At 44.0% G+C, this 26,999-nt stretch carries 20 protein-coding genes and 4 tRNA genes; 16 read left to right on the top strand and 8 right to left on the bottom strand.

What is annotated here, in order from left to right; genetic code table 11:
• Positions 1-361: 361 nt before the first annotated feature.
• Together hemH and JMX83_RS08060 are read left to right on the top strand one after the other, a co-directional pair.
• Entirely contained in the window at positions 362-1,381 is a 1,020-nt protein-coding gene (gene hemH / locus JMX83_RS08065; RefSeq protein ID WP_201600401.1) for a ferrochelatase, read from the top strand.
• A gap of 272 nt (positions 1,382-1,653) precedes the next feature.
• Entirely contained in the window at positions 1,654-2,409 is a 756-nt protein-coding gene (locus JMX83_RS08060) for a BPSS1780 family membrane protein (protein ID WP_201600398.1), read from the top strand.
• Between the two features lie 133 nt (positions 2,410-2,542).
• Here the strand turns inward: JMX83_RS08060 and JMX83_RS08055 are convergent, their stop codons facing one another.
• The 4 genes from JMX83_RS08055 to JMX83_RS08040 form a co-directional block, all read right to left on the bottom strand.
• Positions 2,543-2,893, bottom strand: a complete 351-nt coding sequence (locus JMX83_RS08055) for a hypothetical protein (RefSeq protein WP_075107827.1) — start codon at positions 2,891-2,893, stop codon at positions 2,543-2,545.
• Positions 2,894-3,269: 376 nt separating this feature from the next.
• Positions 3,270-3,695 carry a hypothetical protein gene (locus tag JMX83_RS08050; RefSeq protein ID WP_201600395.1) on the bottom strand — a complete coding sequence of 142 codons (426 nt, stop codon included), beginning with the start codon at positions 3,693-3,695 and terminating at the stop codon, positions 3,270-3,272.
• A gap of 256 nt (positions 3,696-3,951) precedes the next feature.
• Entirely contained in the window at positions 3,952-6,930 is a 2,979-nt protein-coding gene (polA, locus tag JMX83_RS08045) for a DNA polymerase I (protein WP_406947622.1), read from the bottom strand.
• 207 nt (positions 6,931-7,137) lie between these two features.
• A complete protein-coding gene (locus tag JMX83_RS08040; RefSeq protein ID WP_201600394.1) occupies positions 7,138-7,551 on the bottom strand; it encodes an Ohr family peroxiredoxin in 414 nt (137 codons plus the stop codon).
• 258 nt (positions 7,552-7,809) lie between these two features.
• Here JMX83_RS08040 and JMX83_RS08035 point away from each other — a divergent pair, with 258 nt between their 5' ends.
• The 12 genes from JMX83_RS08035 (at position 7,810) to rimI (ending at position 18,048) form a co-directional block, all read left to right on the top strand.
• Complete coding sequence (locus JMX83_RS08035) at positions 7,810-8,712, top strand: hypothetical protein (RefSeq protein WP_201600392.1); 903 nt, start codon at positions 7,810-7,812, stop codon at positions 8,710-8,712.
• A 182-nt stretch (positions 8,713-8,894) separates the two neighbouring features.
• Positions 8,895-10,490: a peptide chain release factor 3 gene (locus tag JMX83_RS08030; protein WP_201600390.1), complete on the top strand. Its 1,596-nt coding sequence runs from the start codon at positions 8,895-8,897 to the stop codon at positions 10,488-10,490.
• A gap of 226 nt (positions 10,491-10,716) precedes the next feature.
• The gene (locus JMX83_RS08025) at positions 10,717-11,562 is read left to right on the top strand and encodes a DUF3298 and DUF4163 domain-containing protein (RefSeq protein ID WP_227675784.1); all 846 of its coding nucleotides are present in this window, start codon (positions 10,717-10,719) and stop codon (positions 11,560-11,562) included.
• A 116-nt stretch (positions 11,563-11,678) separates the two neighbouring features.
• Positions 11,679-12,881, top strand: a complete 1,203-nt coding sequence (locus JMX83_RS08020) for an FHA domain-containing protein (protein WP_201600386.1) — start codon at positions 11,679-11,681, stop codon at positions 12,879-12,881.
• Between the two features lie 237 nt (positions 12,882-13,118).
• Positions 13,119-14,615, top strand: a complete 1,497-nt coding sequence (gene trpE / locus JMX83_RS08015) for an anthranilate synthase component I (RefSeq protein WP_201600384.1) — start codon at positions 13,119-13,121, stop codon at positions 14,613-14,615.
• Between the two features lie 194 nt (positions 14,616-14,809).
• A tRNA-Thr gene (locus JMX83_RS08010) sits at positions 14,810-14,885 on the top strand.
• Positions 14,886-14,952: 67 nt separating this feature from the next.
• Positions 14,953-15,036 (top strand) — tRNA-Tyr (locus tag JMX83_RS08005).
• 84 nt (positions 15,037-15,120) lie between these two features.
• Positions 15,121-15,194 (top strand) — tRNA-Gly (locus tag JMX83_RS08000).
• Positions 15,195-15,297: 103 nt separating this feature from the next.
• Positions 15,298-15,372, top strand: a tRNA-Thr gene (locus JMX83_RS07995).
• 211 nt (positions 15,373-15,583) lie between these two features.
• Positions 15,584-15,901, top strand: coding sequence for a DUF6122 family protein (locus tag JMX83_RS15230; protein ID WP_071002261.1), 318 nt, complete (start codon positions 15,584-15,586; stop codon positions 15,899-15,901).
• Between the two features lie 276 nt (positions 15,902-16,177).
• On the top strand, positions 16,178-17,368 hold the full coding sequence (gene tuf, locus JMX83_RS07990) for an elongation factor Tu (protein WP_201599904.1): 1,191 nt from the start codon (positions 16,178-16,180) through the stop codon (positions 17,366-17,368).
• A 191-nt stretch (positions 17,369-17,559) separates the two neighbouring features.
• Positions 17,560-18,048 (top strand): ribosomal protein S18-alanine N-acetyltransferase, encoded by a 489-nt coding sequence (rimI, locus tag JMX83_RS07985; RefSeq protein ID WP_201600381.1) that lies wholly within the window; start codon positions 17,560-17,562, stop codon positions 18,046-18,048.
• Positions 18,049-18,127: 79 nt separating this feature from the next.
• Here rimI and JMX83_RS07980 read toward each other — a convergent pair whose 3' ends face one another.
• Genes JMX83_RS07980 through trxB form a run of 3 tightly spaced genes read right to left on the bottom strand, consistent with a single transcriptional unit; the run spans position 18,128 to position 20,431 of the window.
• The gene (locus JMX83_RS07980; protein ID WP_201600378.1) at positions 18,128-18,562 is read right to left on the bottom strand and encodes a MerR family transcriptional regulator; all 435 of its coding nucleotides are present in this window, start codon (positions 18,560-18,562) and stop codon (positions 18,128-18,130) included.
• Between the two features lie 33 nt (positions 18,563-18,595).
• Positions 18,596-19,408: a leucyl/phenylalanyl-tRNA--protein transferase gene (aat, locus tag JMX83_RS07975; protein ID WP_201600375.1), complete on the bottom strand. Its 813-nt coding sequence runs from the start codon at positions 19,406-19,408 to the stop codon at positions 18,596-18,598.
• Complete coding sequence (gene trxB, locus JMX83_RS07970) at positions 19,409-20,431, bottom strand: thioredoxin-disulfide reductase (protein ID WP_201600372.1); 1,023 nt, start codon at positions 20,429-20,431, stop codon at positions 19,409-19,411.
• A 546-nt stretch (positions 20,432-20,977) separates the two neighbouring features.
• Here trxB and JMX83_RS07965 point away from each other — a divergent pair.
• Both JMX83_RS07965 and JMX83_RS07960 read left to right on the top strand, forming a co-directional pair.
• Positions 20,978-24,304, top strand: coding sequence for a DNA translocase FtsK 4TM domain-containing protein (locus tag JMX83_RS07965; protein WP_201600369.1), 3,327 nt, complete (start codon positions 20,978-20,980; stop codon positions 24,302-24,304).
• A gap of 232 nt (positions 24,305-24,536) precedes the next feature.
• A complete protein-coding gene (locus JMX83_RS07960) occupies positions 24,537-26,030 on the top strand; it encodes an amidase (RefSeq protein ID WP_201600366.1) in 1,494 nt (497 codons plus the stop codon).
• Between the two features lie 49 nt (positions 26,031-26,079).
• Here JMX83_RS07960 and JMX83_RS07955 read toward each other — a convergent pair whose 3' ends face one another.
• On the bottom strand, positions 26,080-26,973 hold the full coding sequence (locus JMX83_RS07955) for a DODA-type extradiol aromatic ring-opening family dioxygenase (RefSeq protein ID WP_201600363.1): 894 nt from the start codon (positions 26,971-26,973) through the stop codon (positions 26,080-26,082).
• Positions 26,974-26,999 lie beyond the last annotated feature (26 nt).

Here is a 26,999-nt window from a genome sequence, read left to right as displayed (position 1 = left end):
GCAAGACAACAATCATCAATAAAATAAGAGCAAAATAGGAAAGTGTTGACAGACTACTTTGCCTACACCGTTTTTATAAACTGGGCTTGCCTATTGTATGGTGATGCGCGTAGGAGTACAACCGCCGAGCAGGTCTTTTAAACGCCGTTTTTATAGACCCAAATATCAAAGGTGAGATAGTAGGCGACTGGCAACTGCGTATCAAATTGTACAAGTACGCTTTTGCCATGCGTGATTCATGGATAAAATGCTACACTAATGCGGTGTTTATTCAATGATGTCTTAACAATCCTGCATCTTATACTGCACCTCATGTTGTGACATCGCTTATAATAACTTACTGCTGATAAATAGTGCTGCTATGAAACCTGAATTGCCTCCACGTATTGCTGTCCTGTTAGTCAACCTTGGTACGCCAGATGAACCAACGGCACCTGCCGTACGCCGCTATCTCAAACAGTTTTTGTCAGATCCGCGAGTGATCGAGATTCCCAAGTTTTTGTGGGCCATTATCTTGAATTTGTTTGTCCTGCCGAGCCGTCCTAAGCGCGTGGCAGAAGCTTACGCCAGTATCTGGGAAGGTGATTCGCCGATTCGTAAGATATTAAAAAGCCAAGTTGAGCTATTAGAGCCGCGTCTGGCGAATAGTGTGGCACCATTTCGCGTCTCTGTGCATCCTGCGATGAGCTATGGTAATCCTGGATTGCCTGATGTCATGGATGCTTTGCGCGGTGAAGGGGTGGATCACTTTGTCATTTTGCCGTTATTCCCCCAGTATTCAGCCTCTTCAGGGGGCGCGGTATATGATGCGTTGACAAAATGGACACTTAAGCAACGTAACTTGCCAAACTATACCATTGTCAAAGACTACTTTGCGCATCCACTATATATTCAGGCATTGGCTAACTCGATACGCCGTTTTCAAGAGAAGCATGGTAAGCCCGAAAAGCTGATGTTTAGCTTTCACGGTATCCCGCAGCCCTATGCTGATAAAGGCGATCCCTATCCTAAGCGTTGTAAATGTACCGCTGCGCAAGTGGCACATGCTCTTGGTCTAAAAGACGACGAGTGGATCATCAGCTTCCAGTCACGCTTTGGTAAGCAAGAGTGGGTAAAGCCGTATACTGATGTGGTACTGGAAGATTGGGGCAAATCTGGTGTGCGCTCGGTACAAGTGATTAGTCCTGCATTCTCAGCGGATTGTCTCGAGACGCTAGAAGAGTTAGCCATTGAGAACCGTGATAATTTCCTTAACGCGGGCGGGCAAGAGTATCACTACATCCCAGCACTTAACCTTGATGAGACGCATATTGAGTTGCTTGAAGCATTGAGTTTGCCTCTCGTGAAAGGTTGGGCTGGCACGTTGGATGGTTGGGTTTAATCGGCTAAATGTAACAGTTGCTATGAAAAAATAATTATAAGAAATACCGGATATAACGTTCGGTATTTTTTTGTCTTGACTATTTGATAAATAAAAGTTGGGTTTTATACTATTCGATATGTAAAATAGTCCAAACAGATTTCGTTTTATATGATTTTTTGATTTGTATTTGTGAGATTTTATTTTTGAGGATCAATATATCTAACGTTAGTAGTTCGGAACCATATATATCAGTACAGAAACCCAATGGCCAACCTTCAAGCCTTCCGCCAATGGACGAATATGGTAATCTTTTACCGCAATTATTGGATGAGCCAAGATTTTGTAAAGTATCATGGGGGATAAAGTGGATAATTCAGCCTTTTGAAATGTTTAAAGGTAACTTTTTAACATGGTTAGCCGTCAGTGTCATATTGTTTGCCATTTCAATCATAGGTTCTTATGTTCCTATAATTGATTATATCTTTGGAGCTACAAGCATCATAGCAGCGGCTATTATCATACTTATTTGTTCAGCACAGTTCCAGAATGAAAATCTTGACCTCCATCAGCTTTGGGTTAAGCTCAAAACAAACTTAAGATCTATCATTATTCTGAATATTCTGTTTTTAATTGGACTAGCTGTTGTATTCATACCTGTATTAATTTTCTTTAGCGGTATATCTTTAACGCTCCTGTTGGATATTGAAGCGATAAAAATAAGTGACTTCCCAATGACTCCTTTTGTGTTTAGTATTTTAGTCTCATTGGTATTATTTTTACTGTTATCAATGGCAATGTGGTTTGCTCCAGCATTGATTGTATTGCATGGTTTAGACCCAAAAAGCGCAATGAAGCTCAGTCTTAAAGGGTACTTAGCTAATATATTACCAATGATTGCTTATGGGCTGGGTCTTATTATTGTGTTGCCATTTTTTCTAAAAATCACATTAGGTTTAGGAGTTATCATAGCCGTACCATGGGTAATGATGAATTGTTATATTAGCTACCGTGATGTCCTGACTGATCAACCATTATCAATAGTTTGAATGATCAATAGTTTGAATGGTATGGCTCAAAAATTTGAACGAAAACAGAGTTATTAGGTATAAAAAAGCACGCTTAACGATATTAAGCGTGCTTTTTTGCTCTAAAGGGTTATATCAACCGCGGTGCTAATTTCTAAAAATCATCGTCATTACTACGCTCTGCGGCATCTCTATCAGCAATATCCATTGTATCTGGATAATCATTATCATCAAGATTGTCCTGAACCAAAACTTCATCCACACGTGATTCATCAAGGTTTTGACGATGCATAGGTGTTAATCCTTGCGTAGCAGCACTACCGACTTCTGAATTATCAAACCCTGCACTGTTATCAATCACATCATCGTTGTCGATCGTATGCAGCATCGGATTGTCTAAATCGACCAACTGGTTGTCTTGATTGTCAGTGCTGTCATTATTGTCGCGGCGATTGCCATCGATATGATCCATCTCTTCTGGTAGTGGGTTCTTTGTGTTTTCCATAAGTCATTCCTTATTGTAATTATTAGCAGTAAAGTCATTGTAAGGGCTTATAAAAGCGCTGCTTATAGCGACATTGATAATCTGTCCATAAGTTTGTACGGTTATTGGGATTTTCACTAGTAGTAAGGTGTGACAGGATGTTCAAAAAATGTAAGGCAATTGCCAAAATGCAAAACGGCTACTCATATTGAGCAGCCGTGAGTTTTCATAAAATTGCTTAAAAGATCTTTGTTACTACGTCATTAATAGTATCGTGACTATAATTTCAATTATCAGCGTGTTTGAGCTCATAGTTTAATTTCTGCACAAGACATGATTCATAATCAGCCAGTTTGAATCGCCATAAATACGTCAAGGCAATACCATAGATGACAGTCTAAGCCAACTCTTCGACAATTTCACCAAATGTATGCGGGAACATAATGGCGTTTTCTCCCATATATTGAATGATTGCCAGCGCGGTAACGATGAGGTAGAGCGAGACCGGCACATTCTTTAATACTGCCCAAAGGTAGTGCCTCGAATAGGCCAATAGGCCAAGCGCGACGAGATAGATAACGGTCAGTACACTGTCTTCCCACCAATCATAAGATTGATTTAAAAACGAGAAATCGCTCGGAACCAACAAATCTGGTAGATAGTTTAGCTCCCGACGAATGACAGCGACAAATATAAGTACAGAAGCCAACCAAAAGGACTGAACTTGTTTGATGTGACTTTTTATAAAATATTGCGTGCAGCGTAGCAAGCAGATGAATAATAGGATAATACCGGGGGCTTCAATAATGCCATCTGAACTCAAAATAACTGGCTCCTGCATATCAAAAAGAATGTGTCAAAAACAAAAAAGTGAGCCCGCAGGCTCACTCTAAACCGAAAAATATCTAACGAAATATGCATAATCTACTATGACGCTATTATAACCCAATATGGTAATAACGACGTCATAGAATATAACCAAGTAGTCATAAGTGGTTGTTTATATAGACGATACAGTGGGTTTCAAAACCCATCATATCTTTAAGCTCGCTAGCGTTCTAAGTTGACCAAAACAATGATTAATGCGCCTCATCCCAGTTTTGACCGCTATCAGTCTCAACTAGTAACGGTACAGCAAAGTCGACATGCCAGCCTTTATCTACGGCCGTAGTCGTCAAGACATCTTGCATGGCATCGGTAATCAATTGGCTAACCGCGTCTACTTTATCGGCATCCACTTCAAACACCAGTTCATCATGAACTTGTAGCAGCATTTTAGCTTGATCTTTTGGCAATACCTTATCAACGGCAATCATGGCAAGTTTGATCAAATCAGCAGCAGAGCCTTGTAGTGGCGCGTTAATCGCCGCACGCTCAGCGCCTTGCTTGACCATACGATTGCTATGATTAATATCAGGTGTATAGAGTTTACGGCCTAATATCGTCTCGACATAGCCTTGCTCGTACGCGCTAGCACGCGTGTTGATCATATAGTTCTTGACGCCTGGATAGCGCTCAAAGTACATATCGATATAGTCTTGTGCTTCACCGCGACTCATTTGTAATTGCTTGGCAAGTCCAAAGGCACTCATCCCGTATAGCAGACCAAAATTAATCGCTTTGGCATTACGGCGCTCAGTTGAGGTTACGTCCGCAACATCCTTGCCAAGTACTTCAGCGGCAGTCGCAGCATGAATATCTAGGCCTTCATTAAAGGCATGCGTCAAGTTCTTATCGCCTGAAAAATGCGCCATGAGACGAAGTTCTATTTGTGAATAATCCGCGGCCAAGATCACGCGACCTTCTGGGGCAATAAAGGCTTGACGAATCAGGCGACCAGTCGCAGTACGAATTGGAATATTTTGTAAGTTAGGATCGGTTGATGACAGACGGCCAGTACTGGTGAGTGCCTGATGATAGCTGGTGTGCACGCGGTCGGTCTCAGCATCTGCGACATTATCGAGTGCATCGGTATAAGTGCTTTTTAGCTTAGACAGCCCGCGATACTCTAAGGTAATATCGACCAAGGGGTGATCGATTTTTGATAAGACCGCTTCACCAGTCGAGTATTGACCAGACTTGGTTTTTTTGCCACCCGGCACGCCAAGCTTGTCAAACAGCATCTCACCAAGCTGCTTAGGTGATCCTAAGTTAAACTCTTCACCTGCCACTTCATAAGCACGTTTTTCTAGGGCGATGATTTCTTCATCAAAGCGCTTTGATAACTCGTTTAAGAAAGAGCGTTTGATGAGAATACCATGTGCTTCCATTTGGCAAAGTATCTCTGCCGTTGGAATTTCTAGCTCGTGTAGTAATTTGGCATTATTGGCATCGTTAGCCAACTCAACGCTGAACACGTCAAATAACTGATAAGTAATATCAGCATCTTCACAGGCGTAGTCGCTCGCGATATCGATAGCTACTTGGTCAAAGGTGACTTGCTTAGCCCCTTTGCCCGCGACTTCCTCAAAGCTGATGGTTTGCGTTTGTAGATAATGGCGCGCTAAGTCGTCCATACCGTGGCGAGTCGCTGCCGCATTGATGACGTAGCTGGCAAGCATGGTATCCATCGCCCAGTTATTTGGCTGCTCATGTATGGCGCCAACTAAGTCAATATCATAGTGAGCGAGGATGTGCGCGTCATATTTCAGATGCTGTCCGATTTTACCGATGTTTGGATTCTCTAACACAGGCTTTAAGCGCGCCAATACCGTATCGCGGTCGAGTTGTTTTGCTGTCAGCTCATCACCTTCTAAGCTATGGGTGAGCGGAATATAATAGGCTTCATGCGCTTGCACAGCAAAAGACAGCCCGACGATTTGTGCGTCACGCCAATGGACGCTGGTGGTTTCAGTATCAATGACAAAGTGCGGAGCCGCTTCTAATAATTTGACCAAGCTATCAAACGCAGGCTTGTCGAGTACAGTATGCCACGCTTTATCTTCATGGTTACTGCCCGTCATATTATCAATATTGGCAGATTGCAGCGATTTGGCAACTTGCGCTTGTGACTCAGCATTGGCTTGGCTATCAGCAACGCTTTGTGAGCCATTTGCAGGATGGTTTGGGTGATCAAGCGACGCCAGCTCATTTTTGAACTCAAGCTCATTGTACAATTCGCGCAGCTCATCTATATGTGCACAAGGATCGGTATTGATTTTTAAATCATTCCAGTCTTGGCCGATTTCCAAATTCGTTACGATGGTAGCGAGCTTTCTATTAAAAGGAATATCATCGGCGTGCTCGATCAAGCCTTTAGCCCCGCGACCTTTGATAAAGCCAATATGCTTGAGCATGTTTTCGATATCACCGTACTCAACCAGCAAGTCTTTGGCGGTTTTTTTACCAATGCCCGGTACACCTTTGATACCGTCAGAGGCATCGCCCATGAGCGTCAAAAAATCAATCATTTGGTTTGGATTAATACCGAACTTATCGATAACCGCTGGTGTATCCGTGACTTTACCAGTAAAGCTGTCTTCTAGGATGACGCAATCATTGACCAGCTGCATCATGTCTTTATCGCCGGTTGAGATGACGACATGATGACCTTGCTCGACCGCACGATGGGCAAGTGTACCGATGATATCATCGGCCTCTGCACCCTCAATACGTAATAGCGGAATACCCAAGGCGCTAACCAAACGATGAATATAAGGAATTTGCTCTACCAGTTCTATATCGATGGGCGGACGAGCTGCTTTATAGTCAGACGACATATGATGGCGAAAAGTCGGCGACTTGGTATCAAAGCAGACGGCCATATGAGTAGGGTGATAACGACGCATGAGTTTGAGTAATGCGTTCAATGTGCCGCGTATCGCATTGGTAATCAGGCCCTGCGAGTTTTGCATGGTTTTTGGGAGGGCATGATAGGTGCGAAACAAATAATAAGAGCCGTCAACCAAGATAAACGGGGGCTGATCTTTGTCTACGTGACTGGTATCCATCAGTGCGACGTTAGGCATGTCGTCAAAATTCGGTAAGGTTTTAGGATCGAGTGCTTGATGGGAGTTGTGGTCGTTATCGGCGGTATTGTCAGCTATGTTATCAGTCATAAAAGTCACTTATCAGCTATTAGATAAAAATATGCCCTTATTATAACGATAAAAACAGTGCGTGCCGAACTGCTTAACCGTTACGAGATGTTCTAGCAGTTTTATTTTTTCACCAAAATTTCAAACAAAAAAAGAACCCAGACCAGCTGAGTTCTTCTATAATTAATATATTCTTAATTAATCATTGATAATGAGTCTCATAATACGTTATTTTACTTCTGAAGAGACTTCAACATCGATATTACCGCGTGTGGCTTTAGAATATGGGCAGACGTCATGCGCCTTTTCAACCAGTTTTTGGATCTCATCAGCTGACAGATCAGTGTTGTCGGCGATTACATGGATCTTTACTGAGAGTTTGTACTCGTGGTTGTCACCTTGTAACAAATCAACAGACGTTTCAGTTGTGGAACCAAAGCGTGCGTTTTCCATCTTTTTGACCACGCCAAGCGCGCCATCAAAGCAAGCACCGTAGCCCATAGCTAGCAATTGCTCAGGATTATTGCCTTTTTGATTGCCACCTGGTGGTGTCATGTTGATCTCAAGGTCGCTATCGCTCAAGGTTGCCGTACCCATACGACCGCCAGTAACAGTAGATTTAGTAGAATATAAAGTTTTCATAACACATCCTTTGTTGTGGTTTTTGGGTTTGAATAGTGAATCTAAATATGCAGCTTAGGATAACAAATCATCAGCCCAGCTCAGTAAGTCGGTAGTAAATATTTACGACAAGTTTGTAAATATGACTTTCAGAGCCATCTACAATAACAGTAGATGCTGGTACTCATAAACAGAATGACCGAAGCCAGCCATGTGGTTGGTCATACTAATATCATCAAATTGGGTGATAAAAAATCTAAATCATAAGGACATTGTTCGATGAATAGAGTGGTTGCGATATCTGGTGTTTTCTTCTGGTCAATGCTTGCTTTGATAGGCTGCGAAGTAGATGACGGCAGTTATGGTTCTGATAGCGACAATATTACGCTGACGAGCTTTGCCAATAGTTACGATAGTAAGGCCAACGATACTGCCATTGCGCGCATCGATGAGACTTATCGCACAGGTGCACGCAACATCAAAACTACCAATCTCATCAACAGTTATAGCAATCAGAGCCTGAATGATTTAGACAGAACGGTACTGGCAGATGATTTCGAAGGTCGACTCGAAAACAAAGACATCGAGGTCAATGGGCGCACGGTCAAACGTCCTATTTATGAAAAAAACAGTAATAACAAACTAGGCTACGAAACCACCTACCAAACACTCAACTTATCAGGTCTAACGACCCGCAGTTATAGTGCTGGCACGAATATCGAAGACCGCCGAGGTATTCTCACCGATTTGAGTAATTACTCTAATATCCCCTCTAATGTTGCGTTTCCAGAAGGCTCCGTTTGTTATATTCCAGTGGTGACAAGCGAGCGCTCATTCTTGGCTTTCAACGACAAAAACAAGACAGGCTATTCGTCATTGGAAAAATGGATCGACGCTGCCAAACAACGCTTTAGTGACGACAGAGATCATAGAACCTCTCAGTTTGGTGTTGGTATAGCAAATAAGCAAAAAGCAGCGCAGGTGATGTTCTTTGAATATAAAAATCAACCTGCCTATGAATATAGTGGCGTTGAGTATGGAAAGGATATCTATGAGGCAAATTATGTTGCCAAGGGTAGCACCAATCCGAATATAGATAGCCGCTTTGGCGTGGTAGATTGTACGCTTGTTAATGAGGTCGCAGGAGACTTCTTAGCTGAGCAAATCAAGCGCTACTATTAAAATCAAGCAAGCCCTACGCTGACGGTTAAAAATTTTGTTAACACGCTTTGTCTGACTGATAGAGCGTGTTTTTTTATACGCTAACTCTGCACCCTAACGCTAAATCGGCTACAATACGCTCATTATTGATTCTATTTATTTAGATTAACTTCTAAATGACACAACTGTTGAAGCTGAAAATTATGAGCGTAGATCCAAAAAAACTAACCAAAGAAGTGGCCAAGCGCCGCACCTTTGCCATTATCTCGCATCCCGATGCTGGTAAGACCACCATGACCGAAAAGCTGCTGTTATGGGGACAAGCGATTCAGGTAGTGGGCGAAGTCAAAGGCCGTAAGACCGATCGTCATGCCACTTCGGACTGGATGAGTATGGAGCAAGAGCGTGGTATCTCAATCACCACGTCTGTCATGCAGTTCCCGTACAAAGACCACATGGTCAACCTATTAGACACCCCAGGTCACGCCGACTTTAGTGAAGATACTTATCGTACCTTGACCGCAGTAGATAGCGCATTGATGATGGTGGATGGCGCAAAAGGTGTCGAAGAACGAACCATCAAGCTGATGGAAGTTTGTCGCATGCGCGATACGCCAATTATTTCGTTCGTTAATAAGCTCGATCGCCAGATTCGTGAGCCGCTTGAGCTACTGAGTGAAATCGAAGCGGTACTAAAGATTAAATGCGTGCCAGTCACATGGCCGATTGGTATGGGGCAGGATTTTGTTGGGGTATATCACCTTGCAGAAAACAAAACCTACTTATACGAGAAAGGCAACGGCGGCAAGATGACCGTTTCTGAAACTCGTGAGGGTTATGATTATCCTGATATCCGCGAGCGACTAGGGCAGTTGATGTTTGATGCCTTTGAGGAGTCACTTGAGCTGGTACAGATGGCGCTAGAAGAGTTCAGTGTTGACGCGTTTTTAGCGGGCGAGATGACGCCAGTATTGTTTGGCACGGCATTGGGTAACTTCGGTGTCAACATGGTACTTGATACCTTGGTCAAATACGCGCCGCCACCAAAGGCCCATCCAACGACTGAGCGTAAAGTATCAGCAACAGAGACCGATTTCACAGGTTTTGTTTTTAAGATTCAGGCAAATATGGATCCGCGTCACCGTGACCGCATCGCTTTCTTGCGCGTGTGCTCTGGCAAGTACGAGAAGGGTATGAAAATGAAGCACGTGCGTCTGGGTAAAGACGTCCGTATTGCTGATGCGCTGACCTTTTTGGCAGGCGACCGCGAGGCGCTAGAAGAAGCCTATCCGGGCGATATTATTGGTTTGCACAACCACGGAACCATCTCTATTGGCGATAGCTTCACTGAAGGCGAGGAGTTGAGCTTTACCGGTATTCCTCATTTTGCCCCTGAATTGTTCCGCCGTGTGGTGCTAAAAGATCCGCTTAAATCAAAAGCATTGCAAAAAGGGCTACAGCAGTTAAGCGAAGAGGGTGCCACGCAGGTATTTATGCCGCAGATTAATAACGATTTGGTATTGGGCGCGGTTGGTGTGCTACAGTTTGAAGTGGTCGCGCATCGTCTCAAAGAAGAGTACAAAGTACAATGTACCTTTGAGCCGGTATCGATTGCCACCGTGCGCTGGATTCACTGTGATGATGAAGTGGCATTGGCGAAGTTCAAGAAAAAAGCCCATGACCAATTATCATTAGATGGTGGCGGTTATCTGACTTACCTTGCGCCATCACGTGTCAACTTACAGTTGATGCAAGATCGTTATCCCGAAATCACCTTTAGCAGCACGCGTGAGCATTAAAACGACTGTTATCAAATCAGCCGTATCACTGTATTGTTCATTGATTAAGACACGCTAGCCGTGTCTTTTTTATTGTCCGTTATCTATGCGACAAATGAGTCAAGAGAGGTTTTGAGTGATTAGCAACACTTCAAAAACACAAACAGTGTTCCTACAATACAGCGTCATTGTTACGGTAGAATGTTATGCAACACTTTATATTTATAAAAAGGGATGTATGAAAGCTATGGTTCAATCTCATCTTAATAGGTTCACGCTGACGCATATTTCTTCAGGCAGAGTAGGGCGTATACGGCGAATTGGTCTCTTAGCAAGCGGTTTACTGATGGGTGCCGCTAGTCTGTCCGCAAATGCAGGTAGCCTGATCAGCTCAACAGAATATCTCGATTATCAGTTACCAGAAAAAATTCAAAAGATGTGTACTGAGCGTGATAATTGCCCAGAAATTGAGATTAAATATCTTAAGACCAATCATGGCTGGATAAATAAGACAGTCAATGCACGTATCGATAATTTGGTGGTGAATAGCAAGCCAACTGAATCAGCACCTATTAAGACAAAAAGCAGTCAGGCAGACGTAACTGCTGCGATTAATGACTTTGCGACATCGCAGTTTCAAGATATGCCTGAAGAGGTTTCATGGTCTTATAGCTTGATGGTGACGCCTGATTACTTGGGTCACGTTAATAACTTTGAGCTGTTTGAAATCAACTCCTACGTCTTTACTGGTGGTGCACACGGCATGCCTTATAGCGAGTATCTGACGTTTGATCTGACTACCAAAAAACAAGTCACCCTTGATGACATGCTAATCAAAGGCAAAAAGCCTCGTTTTGAAGCACTCGCGCATGATGCGTATAAAGCATGGGTTAAAACGGTCGCTGATGATGTCAGTAGCTATGAGAAAAGCTGGCCGTTTATGCTGAGCGACAATGTGACCTTGACAGAGACAGGGATTAACATTCGTTATCAGCACTATTCTATCGGTCCATACGCCTACGGTATGCCGGTATTGAGCATTCCGTATAGCCAGCTTGATAAAGTCATCAAGCCTCACTTTATACCAAAATAGACCAAGCACATGACAACTAATTATGCTCTCTATCATAGAGTGGTCAGTGAATAAAAATTGACAGTAATTTGCTTAAAATCGTTTGAAAATTAATAGAAAAAATAAGGAGTGATAGCATGACGAACAATACAGATAGCGTGAGCACGACAGCAGAGATGAATACTTGGCAACTAAATGCGTTAACAGAGGCGCTGGGTGATCTGACGCTGACAGTCAATGACAGCTTGTCTATTGGTCGTGGCAGTGATAATGACGTGGTACTAGGCAGCAAGCAAGTATCTCGCAATCATGCCATTCTAAGCATACTTGATGGTCAGTTATACGTAAAAGACTTGGACTCTTCTAACGGTACCTTTATCAATGATCAACGTATCGCGGGCAACGAATCAAACCTTCTACAGGCTGAGGATACGCTTGGATTTGCAAGCTTTAGCTTTCAGGTACAAGCGCCTGTCGCTGCTAAAGCAGATGAGACACTAGAGCCAGTCACAACAGAAGCTGCAGTAAGTAATGTCAGTGATGAGACTGCCCCAGCAGAAGCCACTGAGAATTTGCACGACGAATATATCATCGAAGAACATATCGCCAGCGAGCCAATCGTAAAGCAAACGAATATTGAAGAGATTTTACCCGCTGCAGAGGATGCAGAGAATCCATCTGTCGATACTACTTCAGACACCGTAGTAGATTCAGCAAGTGCGCCTGTAGTTGACAGAGCGGAAGTAACTGAACCAGCGCCTCAAGAGTCTCAAGAGCCAGTAGTCAAAGAGACAGGTATCGACGATGTCTTGTCGGCCGCAGAAAGTGCTACGCCTGCATCGATTGAAACAGCACCAGAAGAGTCAGAGATAGTATCTGAGACGTCTGTATCTGAAACGCCTGTATCAGCAGCGACTGAGTCAACAGCAATGGAGTCAGAAGCTGTGACGACTACAGAGCCGTTGACCCCAACAGTATCTACTGATGATGAACCATCAGTATCGCAGCCAACAGTAAGTGAAGAACCAGTAGTAAGTGAAGAGCCAGTAGTAAGTGAAGAGCACGATAAAACGACAAAGACTGAATTACAAGAAGAAGCCGATCCTGAGGTTTTAAAAGCCAAGCAAGCAGCGACCGCGCAATTTTCGGGTACGGCCAACTTAGGGCAGGCTCATGATCTTGGCACTGAAGGTAATAATGCCAAGGATCAAGAAATCAGTAATCCAGCTCATACAGGACAAGTAGAGAAAAAATCTAGCGGTGGTTGGTTTATATGGGTATTTGCTGCCATTTTGATTATTGGCTTGGCATTATGGCTATTTAACATGGGCGTTATGTAGTGACATCAATCCATAGTTTGAATACGATCGTTTATCCATAGCTATCTTAATTGATAAGCAGTCTGTTACCTCAGTTAGTTTATGAGGGTCGAGACCTGAACTTAACTGTTGTATAAGTCGTCATGCAAGCAAACTGCTTTTTATAGCGCCAACATTCAAATACGGTGTTGGCGCTATATTTTATGGTTCAGTCCACTGTTTTATTTTTTACCATTATGCTGCTAAGAGAGCGTTACTATGATGACTTTCCAAGAATATCAAGCGTTTAAAGATCGGGGTTTTAGTCATGCACCCTTAGTAAAAAAACGTTTGATGGATGCACAGACGCCAGTGTCTGTATTTTCCAAAGTGCGTGATTTAAACGGCTCTGCTTATTTGTTTGAGTCTGTGGTAGGCGGTGAGCGCTGGGCACGATACTCGATGATCGGCTTGGGTAGTGATCTTATTTTACAATACGCTGATGGCAATATGACCACCAAGCGGAACGATCATATCGATACAGAAGCAGTAGAGAATCCTTTTGATTATATCCGTCAGCTGATGGCACAGTATCAGATGCCGACCGCTGAAGATGTGGCCACCATGCCAAGCTTTAGCGGCGGCCTAGTCGGTTACTTTGGTTACGACATGGTACGTATCATTGAGCCTAGTGTGGGCCTATCTGACGCACCCAATCCGATGTCGATGCCAGATATGTGGCTGATGCTTTCCATGAGTGTCATTGTTTTTGATAATTTAGAAAATACCTTATCGATCATCGTCTATGCTGACTGTCAAACCGAGGAGGGCTACAGCTTAGCTATCCGTGAGTTAGAAAAAATTGAAGAGAAGTTGGCAGAACCGTCCAATTTGTCCGCGCCAGTGATGCCCACACCAAAATTTATCTCGCAAACCGGTATGGAAAAGTACTGCAGTGACGTTAAGAAAATAAAAGACTATATCGCAGCAGGCGACGTCATGCAGGTGGTTCCGGCACAGCGCTTGACAGCAGATTACACAGGCGACTCTCTGGCTGTTTATCGTGCACTACGCTATCTAAATCCATCGCCGTATCTGTTTCTGGTGCATGGTTATACGCTTGATGATCACAAACGCTTTGATATCATTGGCGCTTCTCCTGAAATTTTGTCCCGTATCGAAAACGGCAAAGTCACCGTACGGCCACTGGCAGGGACACGCAAGCGTGGTCAAGACGAAGCGGAGGATCTGGCACTTGAACAAGAACTGCTCAATGATGAAAAAGAGACTGCCGAGCACTTAATGCTTATTGATTTGGGTCGCAATGATATCGGCCGTGTTTGCGAATATGGCAGTGTCAAAGTCACAGAAAAGATGTTTATTGAGCGCTACTCACAAGTGATGCACATCGCGTCCAATGTGGAGGGTACGATAAGGTCTGATAAAGATGCGCTAGATGTATTTTGTGCCACGTTTCCAGCGGGTACACTATCAGGCGCGCCCAAGATTCGCGCGATGCAAATCATTGATGAGATAGAGCCAGTACGTCGGACAGTATTTGGTGGTTCAGTGGGCTATCTAGGTTGGAATGGCAATATGGATACCGCCATTGCTATTCGTACAGCAGTGATGCGCCGCGGTGAAATCCATATCCAAGCAGGCGCAGGTGTTGTTGCTGACTCTGTGCCAGAAGTGGAGTGGGATGAAACCAATAAAAAAGCATTGGCATTGGTCAAAGCGGTAAAAATGGCCTGTAATGGACTACGCATTCGCTAGTTATATAGCCAGCTATGCAGCGCATATAATCACAATAGATCAGAAAAGCAATTACGTTGTTATTTTCCTCTCAAAAAAATAACAACGTAATCAGTAGCTTAAATATTATTATTAAAATAATTGAAAAAAAGATAAAAAAGGGCTTGCGCATCTCAAAATATTTGATAGAATAGCCACCACTTTAGAGAGAACAAGCCGACTTAGCTCAGTTGGTAGAGCAACTGACTTGTAATCAGTAGGTCGCCAGTTCGATCCCGGCAGTCGGCACCATCTCTTTTAAAGTAGCTTTTTATGAATTTGTCTTAAATGAAAGTCATTTTTGTTCAAAGCACCCTTAGGTGGGATTGGGGAGCGGTCAAACCCAACAGACTGTAAATCTGTCGCGAAAGCTTCGAAGGTTCGAATCCTTCTCCCACCACCATATTTTTTAAAAGTTTGTTATAGCGCCAAGCATGCTCTATATAGTTTCTAACTCTCAATTAGAGTTATTAAGATTAGAGTAAATGCGGGTGTGGTATAATGGTAACACCTTAGCCTTCCAAGCTAATGACGCGGGTTCGATTCCCGCCACCCGCTCCATATATACACCATCGCAAAGCCTATTAATTATTCATCACGACATCAGTTATTATTACTGTATCGTGATATTTTTTTTAGTGCAGCTCAAAGGTTTATACTATACGCTCATATAGCTCAGCGGTAGAGCACTCCCTTGGTAAGGGAGAGGTCTCGAGTTCAATTCTCGATATGAGCTCCATTTATTATGTAAACCCTCTATGCTTGTTTTGCTATTTATATATAGCTTTGCGTCGATATCGAAAATATAAAATATTGAAACATATAAAATTAGTACGACAGGTAATGATTTAAAGGTGACACTGAGGTGTTGCCTTTTAGTGCTGTCAGCATATTAATAAATATTGTTTTTAATGATTCGATATAAACAGAATTAAAACTGGTAGACGAGTATGCAAACGTTTATACATTACTTTTTGCATTTTGGTTTCCCTCTCGTTATCGCAGTTGTATTTTTTAAGAAAGAGTGGAAAAAAGCATATCTGATATTGCTCGCGACTATGTTAGTTGATTTGGATCACTTAGTAGCAGACCCGATTTTTCAGGCTAATAGATGTAGCATTAATTTCCATCCGCTACATACGTATTATGCAATGCTGGTATATGTTGCTTTACTCTTTTTTCGTAAGCCTTTTAACATCATTGGAATTGGATTGCTTTTTCATATGTTAACGGATTTTACGGATTGTTTGATGATGTCATCTAGCTGATATAATAGCGTTGCACATCGAGCCGTTAAACAGTTATAAGTAGTAGCATGTTTGAGACCTCTTTAGATAATAGAAAAATAGGTTTCGAGCAAGAGATATATGACTATTGAAGATAAGTCGGCGTATAATAACGGATACAAAAATTAGTTCGAAGTGCTGTTTGATAAGAAGCAGTGATTCGTGCGGTTGATAGCTAGGTTTATGATGAGTTAGTTTTATTATGAGCCATTAAACAGCTTTTTATTGATCATTCACCAAAAAAAAGAGGAAATACCCATGGCAAAGGCCAAGTTTGAACGTAGCAAGCCACACGTCAACGTCGGTACCATCGGACACGTTGACCATGGTAAAACCACCCTTACCGCTGCAATCGCAACCGTAGCTGCAATCACCTCTGGTGGCGAAGCAAAAGACTACGCGTCTATTGACTCAGCACCAGAAGAAAAAGCACGTGGTATCACCATCAACACCTCACACGTAGAATATGACACAGACAGCCGTCACTATGCACACGTAGATTGCCCAGGTCACGCCGATTATGTTAAAAACATGATCACCGGTGCAGCCCAGATGGATGGTGCAATCCTAGTTGTATCAGCAACTGACGGCCCTATGCCACAGACTCGTGAGCACATCTTGTTGTCACGTCAGGTTGGCGTACCATACATCATCGTATTCATGAACAAATGTGACATGGTAGATGACGAAGAACTGCTTGAGCTAGTAGAAATGGAAGTTCGCGAACTATTGAACGACTATGACTTCCCAGGTGATGACACCCCAATCATCCACGGTTCTGCTACTGAAGCCCTAAAAGGCTCACAAGAAAAATACGGCCAACCAGCCGTTGTAGAACTACTAGGCGTACTAGACACCTACATCCCAGAGCCAGAGCGTGACGTTGACAAAGCATTCCTAATGCCAATCGAAGACGTATTCTCAATCTCAGGTCGTGGTACCGTAGTAACTGGCCGTGTTGAATCTGGTATCGTAAAAGTTGGTGACGAGATCGAAATCGTTGGTATCCGTGACACTCAAAAAACCACCTGTACTGGTGTAGAGATGTTCCGTAAATTGCTTGACGAAGGTCGTGCAGGCGAAAACTGTGGCGTACTACTACGTGGTACTAAGCGTGAAGACGTACAACGTGGCCAAGTACTAGCGAAGCCAGGTTCAATCACTCCTCACACTAAGTTTGACGCTGAAGTATATGTATTGTCAAAAGAAGAGGGTGGTCGTCACACACCATTCCTAAACGGCTATCGTCCACAGTTCTACTTCCGTACTACTGACGTAACTGGCGCAATCCAATTACAAGACGGTACTGAAATGGTCATGCCTGGTGATAACGTTGAGATGGGCGTAGAGCTTATCCACCCAATCGCTATGGACAAAGGTCTTCGCTTCGCAATTCGTGAAGGCGGCCGTACTGTAGGCGCTGGTGTTGTTGCTAACGTATTGAACTAATCACTAAGCCTCAGTAATGAGATTATGAATTAGTGATAAAAAAGCCACCCTATCTAGGGTGGCTTTTTTTTGGTATCGGAAAAAGGTTAATTACTTGTTTATATAATTATATTCTTATACTAATGGATCATTAGTCAGTAAGCGTGCGATAAACTTCATATATATAATTTCAGCATAATAAAAGGACAGTCATGTTTCTGGTAGAAGCGTTATCAACCAATACAGCAGAGCTTGAACAAGCGGTTCAAGCCGTAGCGAATATCGAAGCCATCGTCCAGCCGCAAGACGCGTGGAGTTACCAGACTTTGATCGAACTGCTTGAGCAAGACAGCATTAATATGCTGATAGTGTACGCACAAGATAAAAGTGCAAAGAGCAACGTAATTGGTTACTGCTTATATCAAATGATATTTGAGCAAGCAGAGATTTTGCGTATTGGCACGCATCCTGATTATCAACGACAAGGCATTGCTTCGCAAATTATTGATAAGTTGCATAAAGTATTGCAGAGTAATCAAGTGGAGAATTTGTTGTTAGAGGTGCGAGCAGACAATCATGCTGCGATAGCCCTATATAAGCAGCAAGCATTTACTATTATTCATAAACGCAAAGGCTATTACCAGTCACCGAATCAGTCTGCAGTTGATGCACTCATCATGCAACATATCTATTGCGAGTGAAGAGGGTCAATTCTTATTAGGAGTTATAAGCGTAGTTTCTTTCAAGGTAAATTATTTATCTCAACCTACGTTATCGTGTTTAACTTGATGATATTTTCTTCTTACAGATATTAGTGTCTAATTGATAATTGCTGTCTGCTTTCATCCGTGCAAGAACGTCTATACGCTCGCTCAATAACTCTACCATCACGCTTATATTGGCTTGCTGTTTTCTGACTTGTTCTAGCTTTTGCTGAGTCAGCATGAGCTGCAAATCAATATCCAATTGGCCATCATAATAATCGTTTAAACTGTTTTTGATTTCAGTAAGGGTAAAGCCGATGGCTTGAGCGCTTTTTATTAGCTCAATACGCTCGACACACTCGGGATGAAACTCAGTGTATAAACGTGAGCCTGCTTGACGCTTACGTGACCTTAGTAGGCCTAACTGTTCATAATGACGCACGGTATCTTTGGTTGTATTGGCTTTTGCTGCCAGCGCTCCGATTAGCAGAAATGAGGTATCAAGCGCCATAAGACTCTCTTAACTCTTTAGATTTTGTAGACTTCATGATGAATGCTGCCAAGGTTCAGTCGTATCGAGAAGGGATACGGCTAATGGTTTGTGAGAATTATTGTGCCAATTGATGGAGCGACTGCTTATTAAGCGGTCTAATTGAGCAAGAAAGTCAGGACGCGGTAGAGTGGTGGCACCCAAGCTCATGAGATGATCATTCGGTAGCTGGCAGTCGACAAGTGCAACATGACTTTGCTCACACAATCTCATCAATCCCCAAAACGCGAGTTTTGACGCATTAGAGGCACGATGAAACATGGATTCGCCAAAGTAGATGCCGTTTATTTTTAGCCCATACAATCCGCCAACAAGCTGACCTGCCTCGTCCCACACCTCAATGCTATGGGCAAAGCCTTGCGCATGCAGTTTGGTATAAGCCTCAATCATCTCTTCATGAATCCAAGTGTGTTCGCCTTCGGGCAGGTCATTATTAAGACTATCGCTACGAGGCAGACTACAGGCATGTATGACATCATCAAAAGCTTGATTGAGCGTCAATTGCCAACGCGCGCGACTTGCTTGCTTGCGCAGGGACTTGCTCGGTTGATAATCAGATGGGACGATCACACAACGTGGCTCAGGACACCACCAAGCGATAGGCTCATCTTCATTGAACCATGGAAACAGCCCCTGTGCATAAGCAGATATCAATGTATCGGGTGCAAGATCGCCACCCATTGCGACAATGCCAATGCCATCAGGATCGATAGAGATAGGATCAGGAAAGTCATAACGCCCAAGACTCTTTAAAGTCTCAGGCGTGATGTATTGATCGTTATCGTTGAGCTGTATGAAGTTATTCATTTAGTCTTCTTGATCAGCAGTTAGCGTTGACGCATAGGTATGGTCTTTCGCCGTTGCCTCACCGATAGCATCCAAATATTTTTCAGCATCAAGTGCTGCCATACAGCCAGTACCAGCAGAGGTGATGGCTTGGCGATAGACATGATCAGCCACGTCACCTGCGGCAAACACACCTTCGATACTGGTTTGCGTGGCATTACCATTAAGGCCACTATTGACGACCAGATAGCCATCTTTCATATCCAATTGACCTTTGAATAGGTCGGTATTAGGTTTATGACCGATGGCGACGAACATACCCATTGCATCTAGTTGTTTGGTGCTGCCATCAATCATTGATTCAATAACGACACCATTGACGCCCATGTCATCACCGACGACTTCTTTGACTTGATGGTTCCATTCGATTTTGACGTTACCGTTTTTGGCTTTTTCAAACAGTTTGTCTTGTAGGATTTTTTCAGAGCGTAGGCTATCACGGCGATGCACTAAAGTGACTTCAGACGCAATATTAGATAAATACAAAGCTTCTTCAACGGCTGTATTACCACCGCCAATCACCGCGACTTTTTGATCTTTATAAAAGAAACCGTCACAAGTGGCACAAGCGGATACGCCAAGCCCTTTAAATTTGGTTTCTGATTCTAAACCTAGGTACTGAGCAGAGGCACCTGTGGAGATAATCAGGGCATCACAAGTATAGGTGCCGTTGTTACCTGACAGCTCAAAAGGTCGTACATTCAAGTTAACATCATTGATATGGTCATAAACCAATTCTGTACCGAAACGCTCAGCATGTGCCTTCATACGCTCCATTAATGCAGGACCTGTCAAATCATGCGCATCGCCTGGCCAGTTATCGACTTCAGTGGTGGTGGTTAATTGGCCACCCACTTCCATACCCGTTACCATAACAGGCTTAAGGTTGGCGCGTGCTGCATAGACCGCAGCCGAATAACCGGCAGGGCCTGAGCCTAAAATGATGAGCTTTTCGTGACGTGGAGCAGTAGTGTCAGTTGCCATGAGTTGTTCCTTTCTAAATATACGAATGAAAAATATGAGTTATAAATATAATAAAAAAACGTCAAGCGTTGCTACTAATATGGTTTTTCTAATTGCTGTGTGATAATAACATAAGGGCAGATGGCAAAAAGTGCAAGTTTGCTAAAACAAACACAGCTATCATTAGAATCAAAGCATAATAACCTTGAAATACTCGTGCTAGAAACAGCTGGTATTTTATAGGGTCTATAAGAAATTGTTAGCAGTATTCTGTTAGTAACCTTTGGCTTATTCGCAGATTTTTTGCGCAAATTGTACATTGATTTACTTTCTTGCACGCTTTCTTTATAAGAGTGTCGCCACTGTACCTATGTATTTGTTATTATAAGAAGTTATGCCAAGTGTGGTAGAGCTTAAGCGATAACTGCTATGCTCAGGCCTTTTGAGAGGCGAATCTCAACCAAACACTTTGCTAGGTACCTTTATATGTCAGCACTTTATGTCAGCATGATTAGACTTAGTCATGCACTGGCGACCATTTAGTATTAACAACAAGGCAGATTTTACGTGATATCAGCACCGCTTATTGAGTATTTAAAAAAGGGAATATTTACCCTCCTTGGGTTAATACTGGCTGTTTATTTGTTTGTTATTTTGATGACTTACACAGGCAATGATCCTAGCTGGTCGCACATCAGTAGTGATATGACGACTATTAACAATATGGGTGGCCAGACGGGCGCTTGGTTGTCCGACTTGCTCTATAGCTTTTTTGGCTATGGTGCATGGTGGTTTTTAGCGTTTGTGGTTTATGAGTCTATCCTTATTTGGTGGGACAATAAGCCGACGTTTTGGCTCATGCGACTGGTCGCTTATGTGTTTTTGCTGTTGAGCGCCAGTGCATTATTTGCACAACTGGTTGCATTGGTTCAGCAAGTAGCCAATCCTGCATCAACGGGACTTGAGAGCGTGGCTGGCGGTATCATCGGTCTTGAGTTGCAGGAACGCTTGGCACAGTTGTTATCGCAGTGGGGGAGTGTGGTTTTCTTGGCGGTATTTGTCGTGATTACGGCTACCTTTGCCTTTAACATCCATTGGCTTGCTATATATCAGAAGATTACAGCATTATCTTGGCTTGGCTCAGGGTTGAAAAATAAAGACACGGCTCAAGCGGATCAACAAAGTAATGTCTCACAAAACGCTGATAACGTCACAGAAAATAATCCCAATCAAACAGCTGAGTACGAGCAGCTGCCACTTGAGTTGCAATCAACTGACGATGCGAATGGTGCTCACGCAGTAGATAATAGTGGCAGATTCAGCAATGTATTGTCGGATTTTTTATCGACGTCAGGATTGGCTGATAGTGTGAAAGCCTCTATGGCGACAGCAAAAGCAGCTACGTCTAGCGATGAAAAAAGTGAGCCACAATACGCGGCCGCAGCAACTGCTAATGCTACGGTTGGCAGTACAGTCAGTGACACAAACACATCAACGATATCAAGCCCTATCGTAGCGCCTGCTCGTAAAGTCGAGCCAAGCTTTGCGTGGAATGATGCAAATACGGTTGATGATTTGCTCGCGCGTGAACAGATGGCTTATAGCACTAACAGCATAGATAATTCTACTGTGCCTAACTATGTACAGAGTGAAGCCAGTACCGACGTGTCATTAGAAGAAGCAGTACAAACCTCTGTGGCAGCACCAAAGGTAGAAACAGAAACTCAATCAGATTTATCTAATCAAGAAACAGCTACTCAACCATCAATGGATGAATCAACGAATGCTCAAGCTTTCAATCAGGCTATTACTGAGCCGGCAGACTCTTACCCAGATGATATAACGGGGAATGTCGATAAGTTAGCAGAAGCATGGTTGGCTGAGCATGGCAATATATCAGAACCCATTGCAAAAGCGCCAGTTGCCCCTGCTGAGAAAACTAATGTCAATAAGCAAGCTCCGCAAGAAGAGCTATCAAGACCTACGTCAGACACCACTAATAGCATCCTAAGTGACGCTTCTTATGGGTTCTCTGATGCACAGGCCGAACTATTACAACATAATGAGTCGTCGCCTGTACCTGAGGCCACAATGGCTCAGTCATCGGTAGAAATGGCTGCATCGGTATCAGAAATTTCGGATATGACACCGACCAATACGCCGCCTGCCAATCCAAAAGTGGCACCGACTGTGGAAGTGGACAGTTCGGCCTCAAATACGCAACCTGTGGCTCCAGCTAAACCTTCTGTCAGCTTTGCCGTGCCAGAAGGTGATAGTAGCAACCATATTACTGACATGATGCCGGAGGAGGATAGTACTGACGACACCAGTGCACCCGTTATGCCGCATATCAGTGACGATGCGGCGTTCAGTCAAAAATCTCGCTCGATGCAGACGGCTGCCTATCGCAGTAGCCTAACCCCTATTCCAGAAGTGTCTATATTGGACAAGCCTGACCCTGACCGTAAGCCTAGCTATACCATTGCTGAGCTTGAACAATTATCTGAATTGTTAGAGATCAAGCTCCAAGAGTTCAATGTAAAAGCTAACGTCGTCAACGCTATCCCAGGGCCTGTCGTAACTCGCTTCGAAGTGGAGCTTGCGGCTGGCGTAAAGGCCAGTAAAGTCACTGGTATTTCGCGTGACTTGGCGCGCTCATTATCGATGGCCTCATTGCGTGTGGTCGAGGTCATCCCTGGTAAGCCGTATATCGGTATCGAAGTGCCCAATAAGAAACGTGAAATGGTGCGCTTGATTGAACTGTTGAATACCGAAAAATTCAAAGACCCTAAAGCACAAATCAGTATGGCGATGGGTAAAGATATCGGTGGCAACCCTATCATTACTGATCTTGCTCGCGCACCGCACATGCTGGTCGCTGGTACGACAGGCTCTGGTAAATCCGTACTGGTAAACTCGATGCTATTATCGATGCTACTTAAGTACACGCCCAATGAGCTGCGCCTGATCTTGATTGATCCAAAGCAGCTCGAGCTTGCTAATTATAATGATATTCCACATCTACTAACGCCCGTTGTCACCGATATGACTGAGGCTGCTAGCAGCTTGTCATGGTGCGTGGCCGAGATGGAACGTCGCTATCAGCTAATGAGCTTGCTCAAAGTGCGTAAGCTCAATGAGTTTAATAAAAAAGTCATCGTGGCAGAAAAGTCAGGCAATCCAATGCTCGATCCTTTATGGCGACCGAATGACAGCGTGAGTATCAGCCAAGCGCCAAAACTCAAAACCTTACCCATGATTGTTATTGTCGCGGATGAGTTTGCCGATATGATCATGCAGGTTGGTAAACAAGCCGAAGAGCTGATCACGCGCTTGGCGCAAAAATCACGTGCGGCGGGTATTCACTTAATGCTAGCGACTCAGCGTCCATCAGTCGATGTCATTACGGGTTTGATCAAAGCCAATATTCCTGTGCGTGCAGCACTACGTGTGAACTCAAAAGTCGATTCACGAACGATCCTAGATAGTGGCGGTGCTGAGGACATGCTGGGTAACGGTGATATGTTGTTCTTGGGCCCAGGACAAATCGAGCCAGATCGTGTGCATGGTGCTTATGTCAGTGATGAAGAAGTCAACCGTGTCTGTGACGCATGGCGTGAGCGCGGTGCTCCCGATTATATTGACAACATGGCAGGCAACTTTGAATTATCTAGTCCGGGCGGTGGTAGTACGGCTAATGCTTCTGGTGAAGATGATGATCTATATAATGATGCGGTCGCCTTTATTATGGAAACGCGTAAGGTCTCAGCTTCTAGTATCCAGCGTAAATTCAGCATCGGCTATAATCGTGCTGCCCGTATTGTCGACTCGATGGAAGACGCTGGACTGGTCAGTTCTATGGGCAAAAGTGGTAAGCGCGAATTATTAATGTAGTGCTTAGTATTAGGTTTATAATGAAAAAACGAGTCATAAAAGTGGTTCGTTTTTTTTATGAAAGAGATTTAAGATTAATTTCATTCATAAACGAACTAGCTACCAAAACTTTCAAATGACCAGTGAGTTTGTTTATCAACCATAAGTCGTGGTTTTTTATAATAAACTGACAGTTACTGATGAAATAAGTATTCCAAAATTTACGACAGTTACTCTCCAAGGAAGGTCAGTTATGTTTAAAGAATATACCCAGTACGATGCACTCGCCTTAGCGGCACTGGTTAACTCAGGTGAGGTCAGTGCAAAGGAGTTATTAGACGCAGCCGTTTATCAGGCCAATAAACTAAATCCCAAGCTAAATGCCATTATTCACCGTTTCGATGAGCGCGCTTATAACGCTGCGCAGGCAGGGTTGCCATCTGGTGTGTTCAATGGAGTGCCTTATCTGCTAAAAGACTTGTCATTTAGTTTTGCGGATGAACTCATCACGATGGGCAGCCGTAGCGTCAATATCATCTCAGAAAAAGACAGCGAAATCGTCAAGCGAATGAAAGCCACGGGCGTGAACACCTTTGGCAAGACTAACACTCCTGAGTTTGGTTTAATTATCACGACTGAGCCAAAAGCACATGGTGCTACTCACAATCCCTTTAAAAAAGGCTACAGCTCTGGCGGCTCATCGGGTGGTAGTGCTGCAGCAGTGGCGAGTGGTATTGTGCCGATGGCAGGTGCTGGTGATGGTGGCGGATCGATACGGTTTCCGGCGTCTTGGTGCGGTGCGTTTGGCTTAAAACCAAGCCGTGGCCGTAATCCATTAGGTCCTAATCTTGGTGAAGGGTGGGATGGTGCAGTGGCCGATCATGTGATTACGCGTTCGGTACGTGACAGTGCCGCGATGCTCGATGCCACCAGTGGTGCGGAGATTGGTGCGCCTTATGTCATTGCGCCGCCAGACGGCACATTTTTGCAAGCAGCGATGCGCGCACCGCGACCATTGAAAATTGCTTTGCAGCAGCAGCCACTGATTGCCAATACCGTAGTAGACAAAGAAGTCCTTGCTGTACTGGAGCAAACCGCTAAGCAATTAGAGTCTATGGGTCATCAGGTAATACCCGCTGAGCCAAATATCAATATCGAGCAGTTTTGGCATGACTTTATCGTCGTGGTCTGCGCGCATACCGCCTTTACGATTGATAATATCGAGCGCGAGTTTGGCACTGCCCATGTCAAAAACCTAGAGCCACAAACCTACAATATGGCGCTGCTCGGACGATCATTATCGGCAGTGGACTTGGTTCATGCCAAACACGGTTGGCATAACAGTCAGTATCAAACGGGACTGTTATTAGAAACCTACGATATGATTTTGTCACCGACAGTACCGACGCCTGCGGTCAAACACGGCGTGCTACCACCTAGCCGCATGGATGAGATGATGATGCGTAGCGCTGGGGTACTGAATAAAGGTTTTGATATGGGCGGATATGCCTTTAGCTCGGGTATGATCGAAAAGCTAAGTGCGCCTGTGCTAGGAAAAATGGGCTTCACGTTGTTAGGCAACGTCACAGGATTGCCAGCCATGTCGGTGCCAGTCGGTATGAGTAAAAAAGGCTTACCAATTGGTATGCAACTTATCGGACGTATGAATGATGAGGCGACGCTATTTAGTCTGGCAGGTGAGATGGAGCGTGCGGGTTTATTTACCAAACCTGCTTTTGAGAAATAGGTTTGGTTTGTGTGCTTTAATTAGATAAGTAGGCACTAATAAATATGAGCTAATCAAAACGATAGATATCCATACCTAGGCTGTGGTGCGCCATGCTTTGATGAACAACCGAGACGCGCTGACCCGCACCTAACGCAAAAAACAATGGCAGCAAATGCTCGTCACTTGGATGAATGTCTTTGTATTGTGGATATTGCTGCCAGTCAAGGGCAGTGGGGATATCTATCTTGAGCTGCTGGAGCAACCATTGCTTAAAGGCTTTGGCAGCCTGATCGATGCTGTCGGCTTCCCAGCGTAGCGCTTGTAAGTTGTGAGTGATATTACCCGAGCCAATCACAAGAATTTGCTCGTCACGCAAATGCGCGAGCTGCGCGCCCAATTGATAGCAAGCAATGCTATCGTAATGCTGAGGCAATGATACTTGAACGATAGGCACATCTGCCTCTGGGTACAGGTGTCTGAGCGGTGCCCAAACTCCATGATCACAGGCACGTACAGGATTGACACTACAAGTGATACCGCGTGCGGTGAGCTGCTGAGCAAGTGTCTCAGCCAGCGCTGGTTGACCTGATGCAGGATACCGAAGCTCGTAGAGTTCTGGCGAAAAACCCGAGAAGTCATGCCACGTCTTTGGCTGCGGGTTGCTGCTGATCTCGAGCTTTGCTGATTGCCAATGCGCCGACATAATAACGATAGCACGTGGTTTAGGTAAATTTTGCCCGATACGTGCCAATGCACTGGTCGTGGCAGATTGCTCAATCGCAAGCGTAGGTGCCCCGTGCGAGATAAATAACGCAGGTAGTTTAGACGCATTGGGCATTATAGCAGACGCACTTTCCCATGCTGCAGCAGAGGTAATAGGTGTCTGTACAGTGTCGTGATGATAGTCACGCTGATGCGTAGTCTGAGAGGCTTTGGATGTCGCGCGTTTTGGATATTTCATGTTCCATTTATTAGGGCGTACGCAGG

Source organism: Psychrobacter piscatorii (assembly GCF_904846415.1).
Classification (GTDB): Bacteria; Pseudomonadota; Gammaproteobacteria; order Pseudomonadales; family Moraxellaceae; genus Psychrobacter; species Psychrobacter piscatorii.
This window is presented reverse-complemented; position numbering and strand designations above follow the sequence as displayed.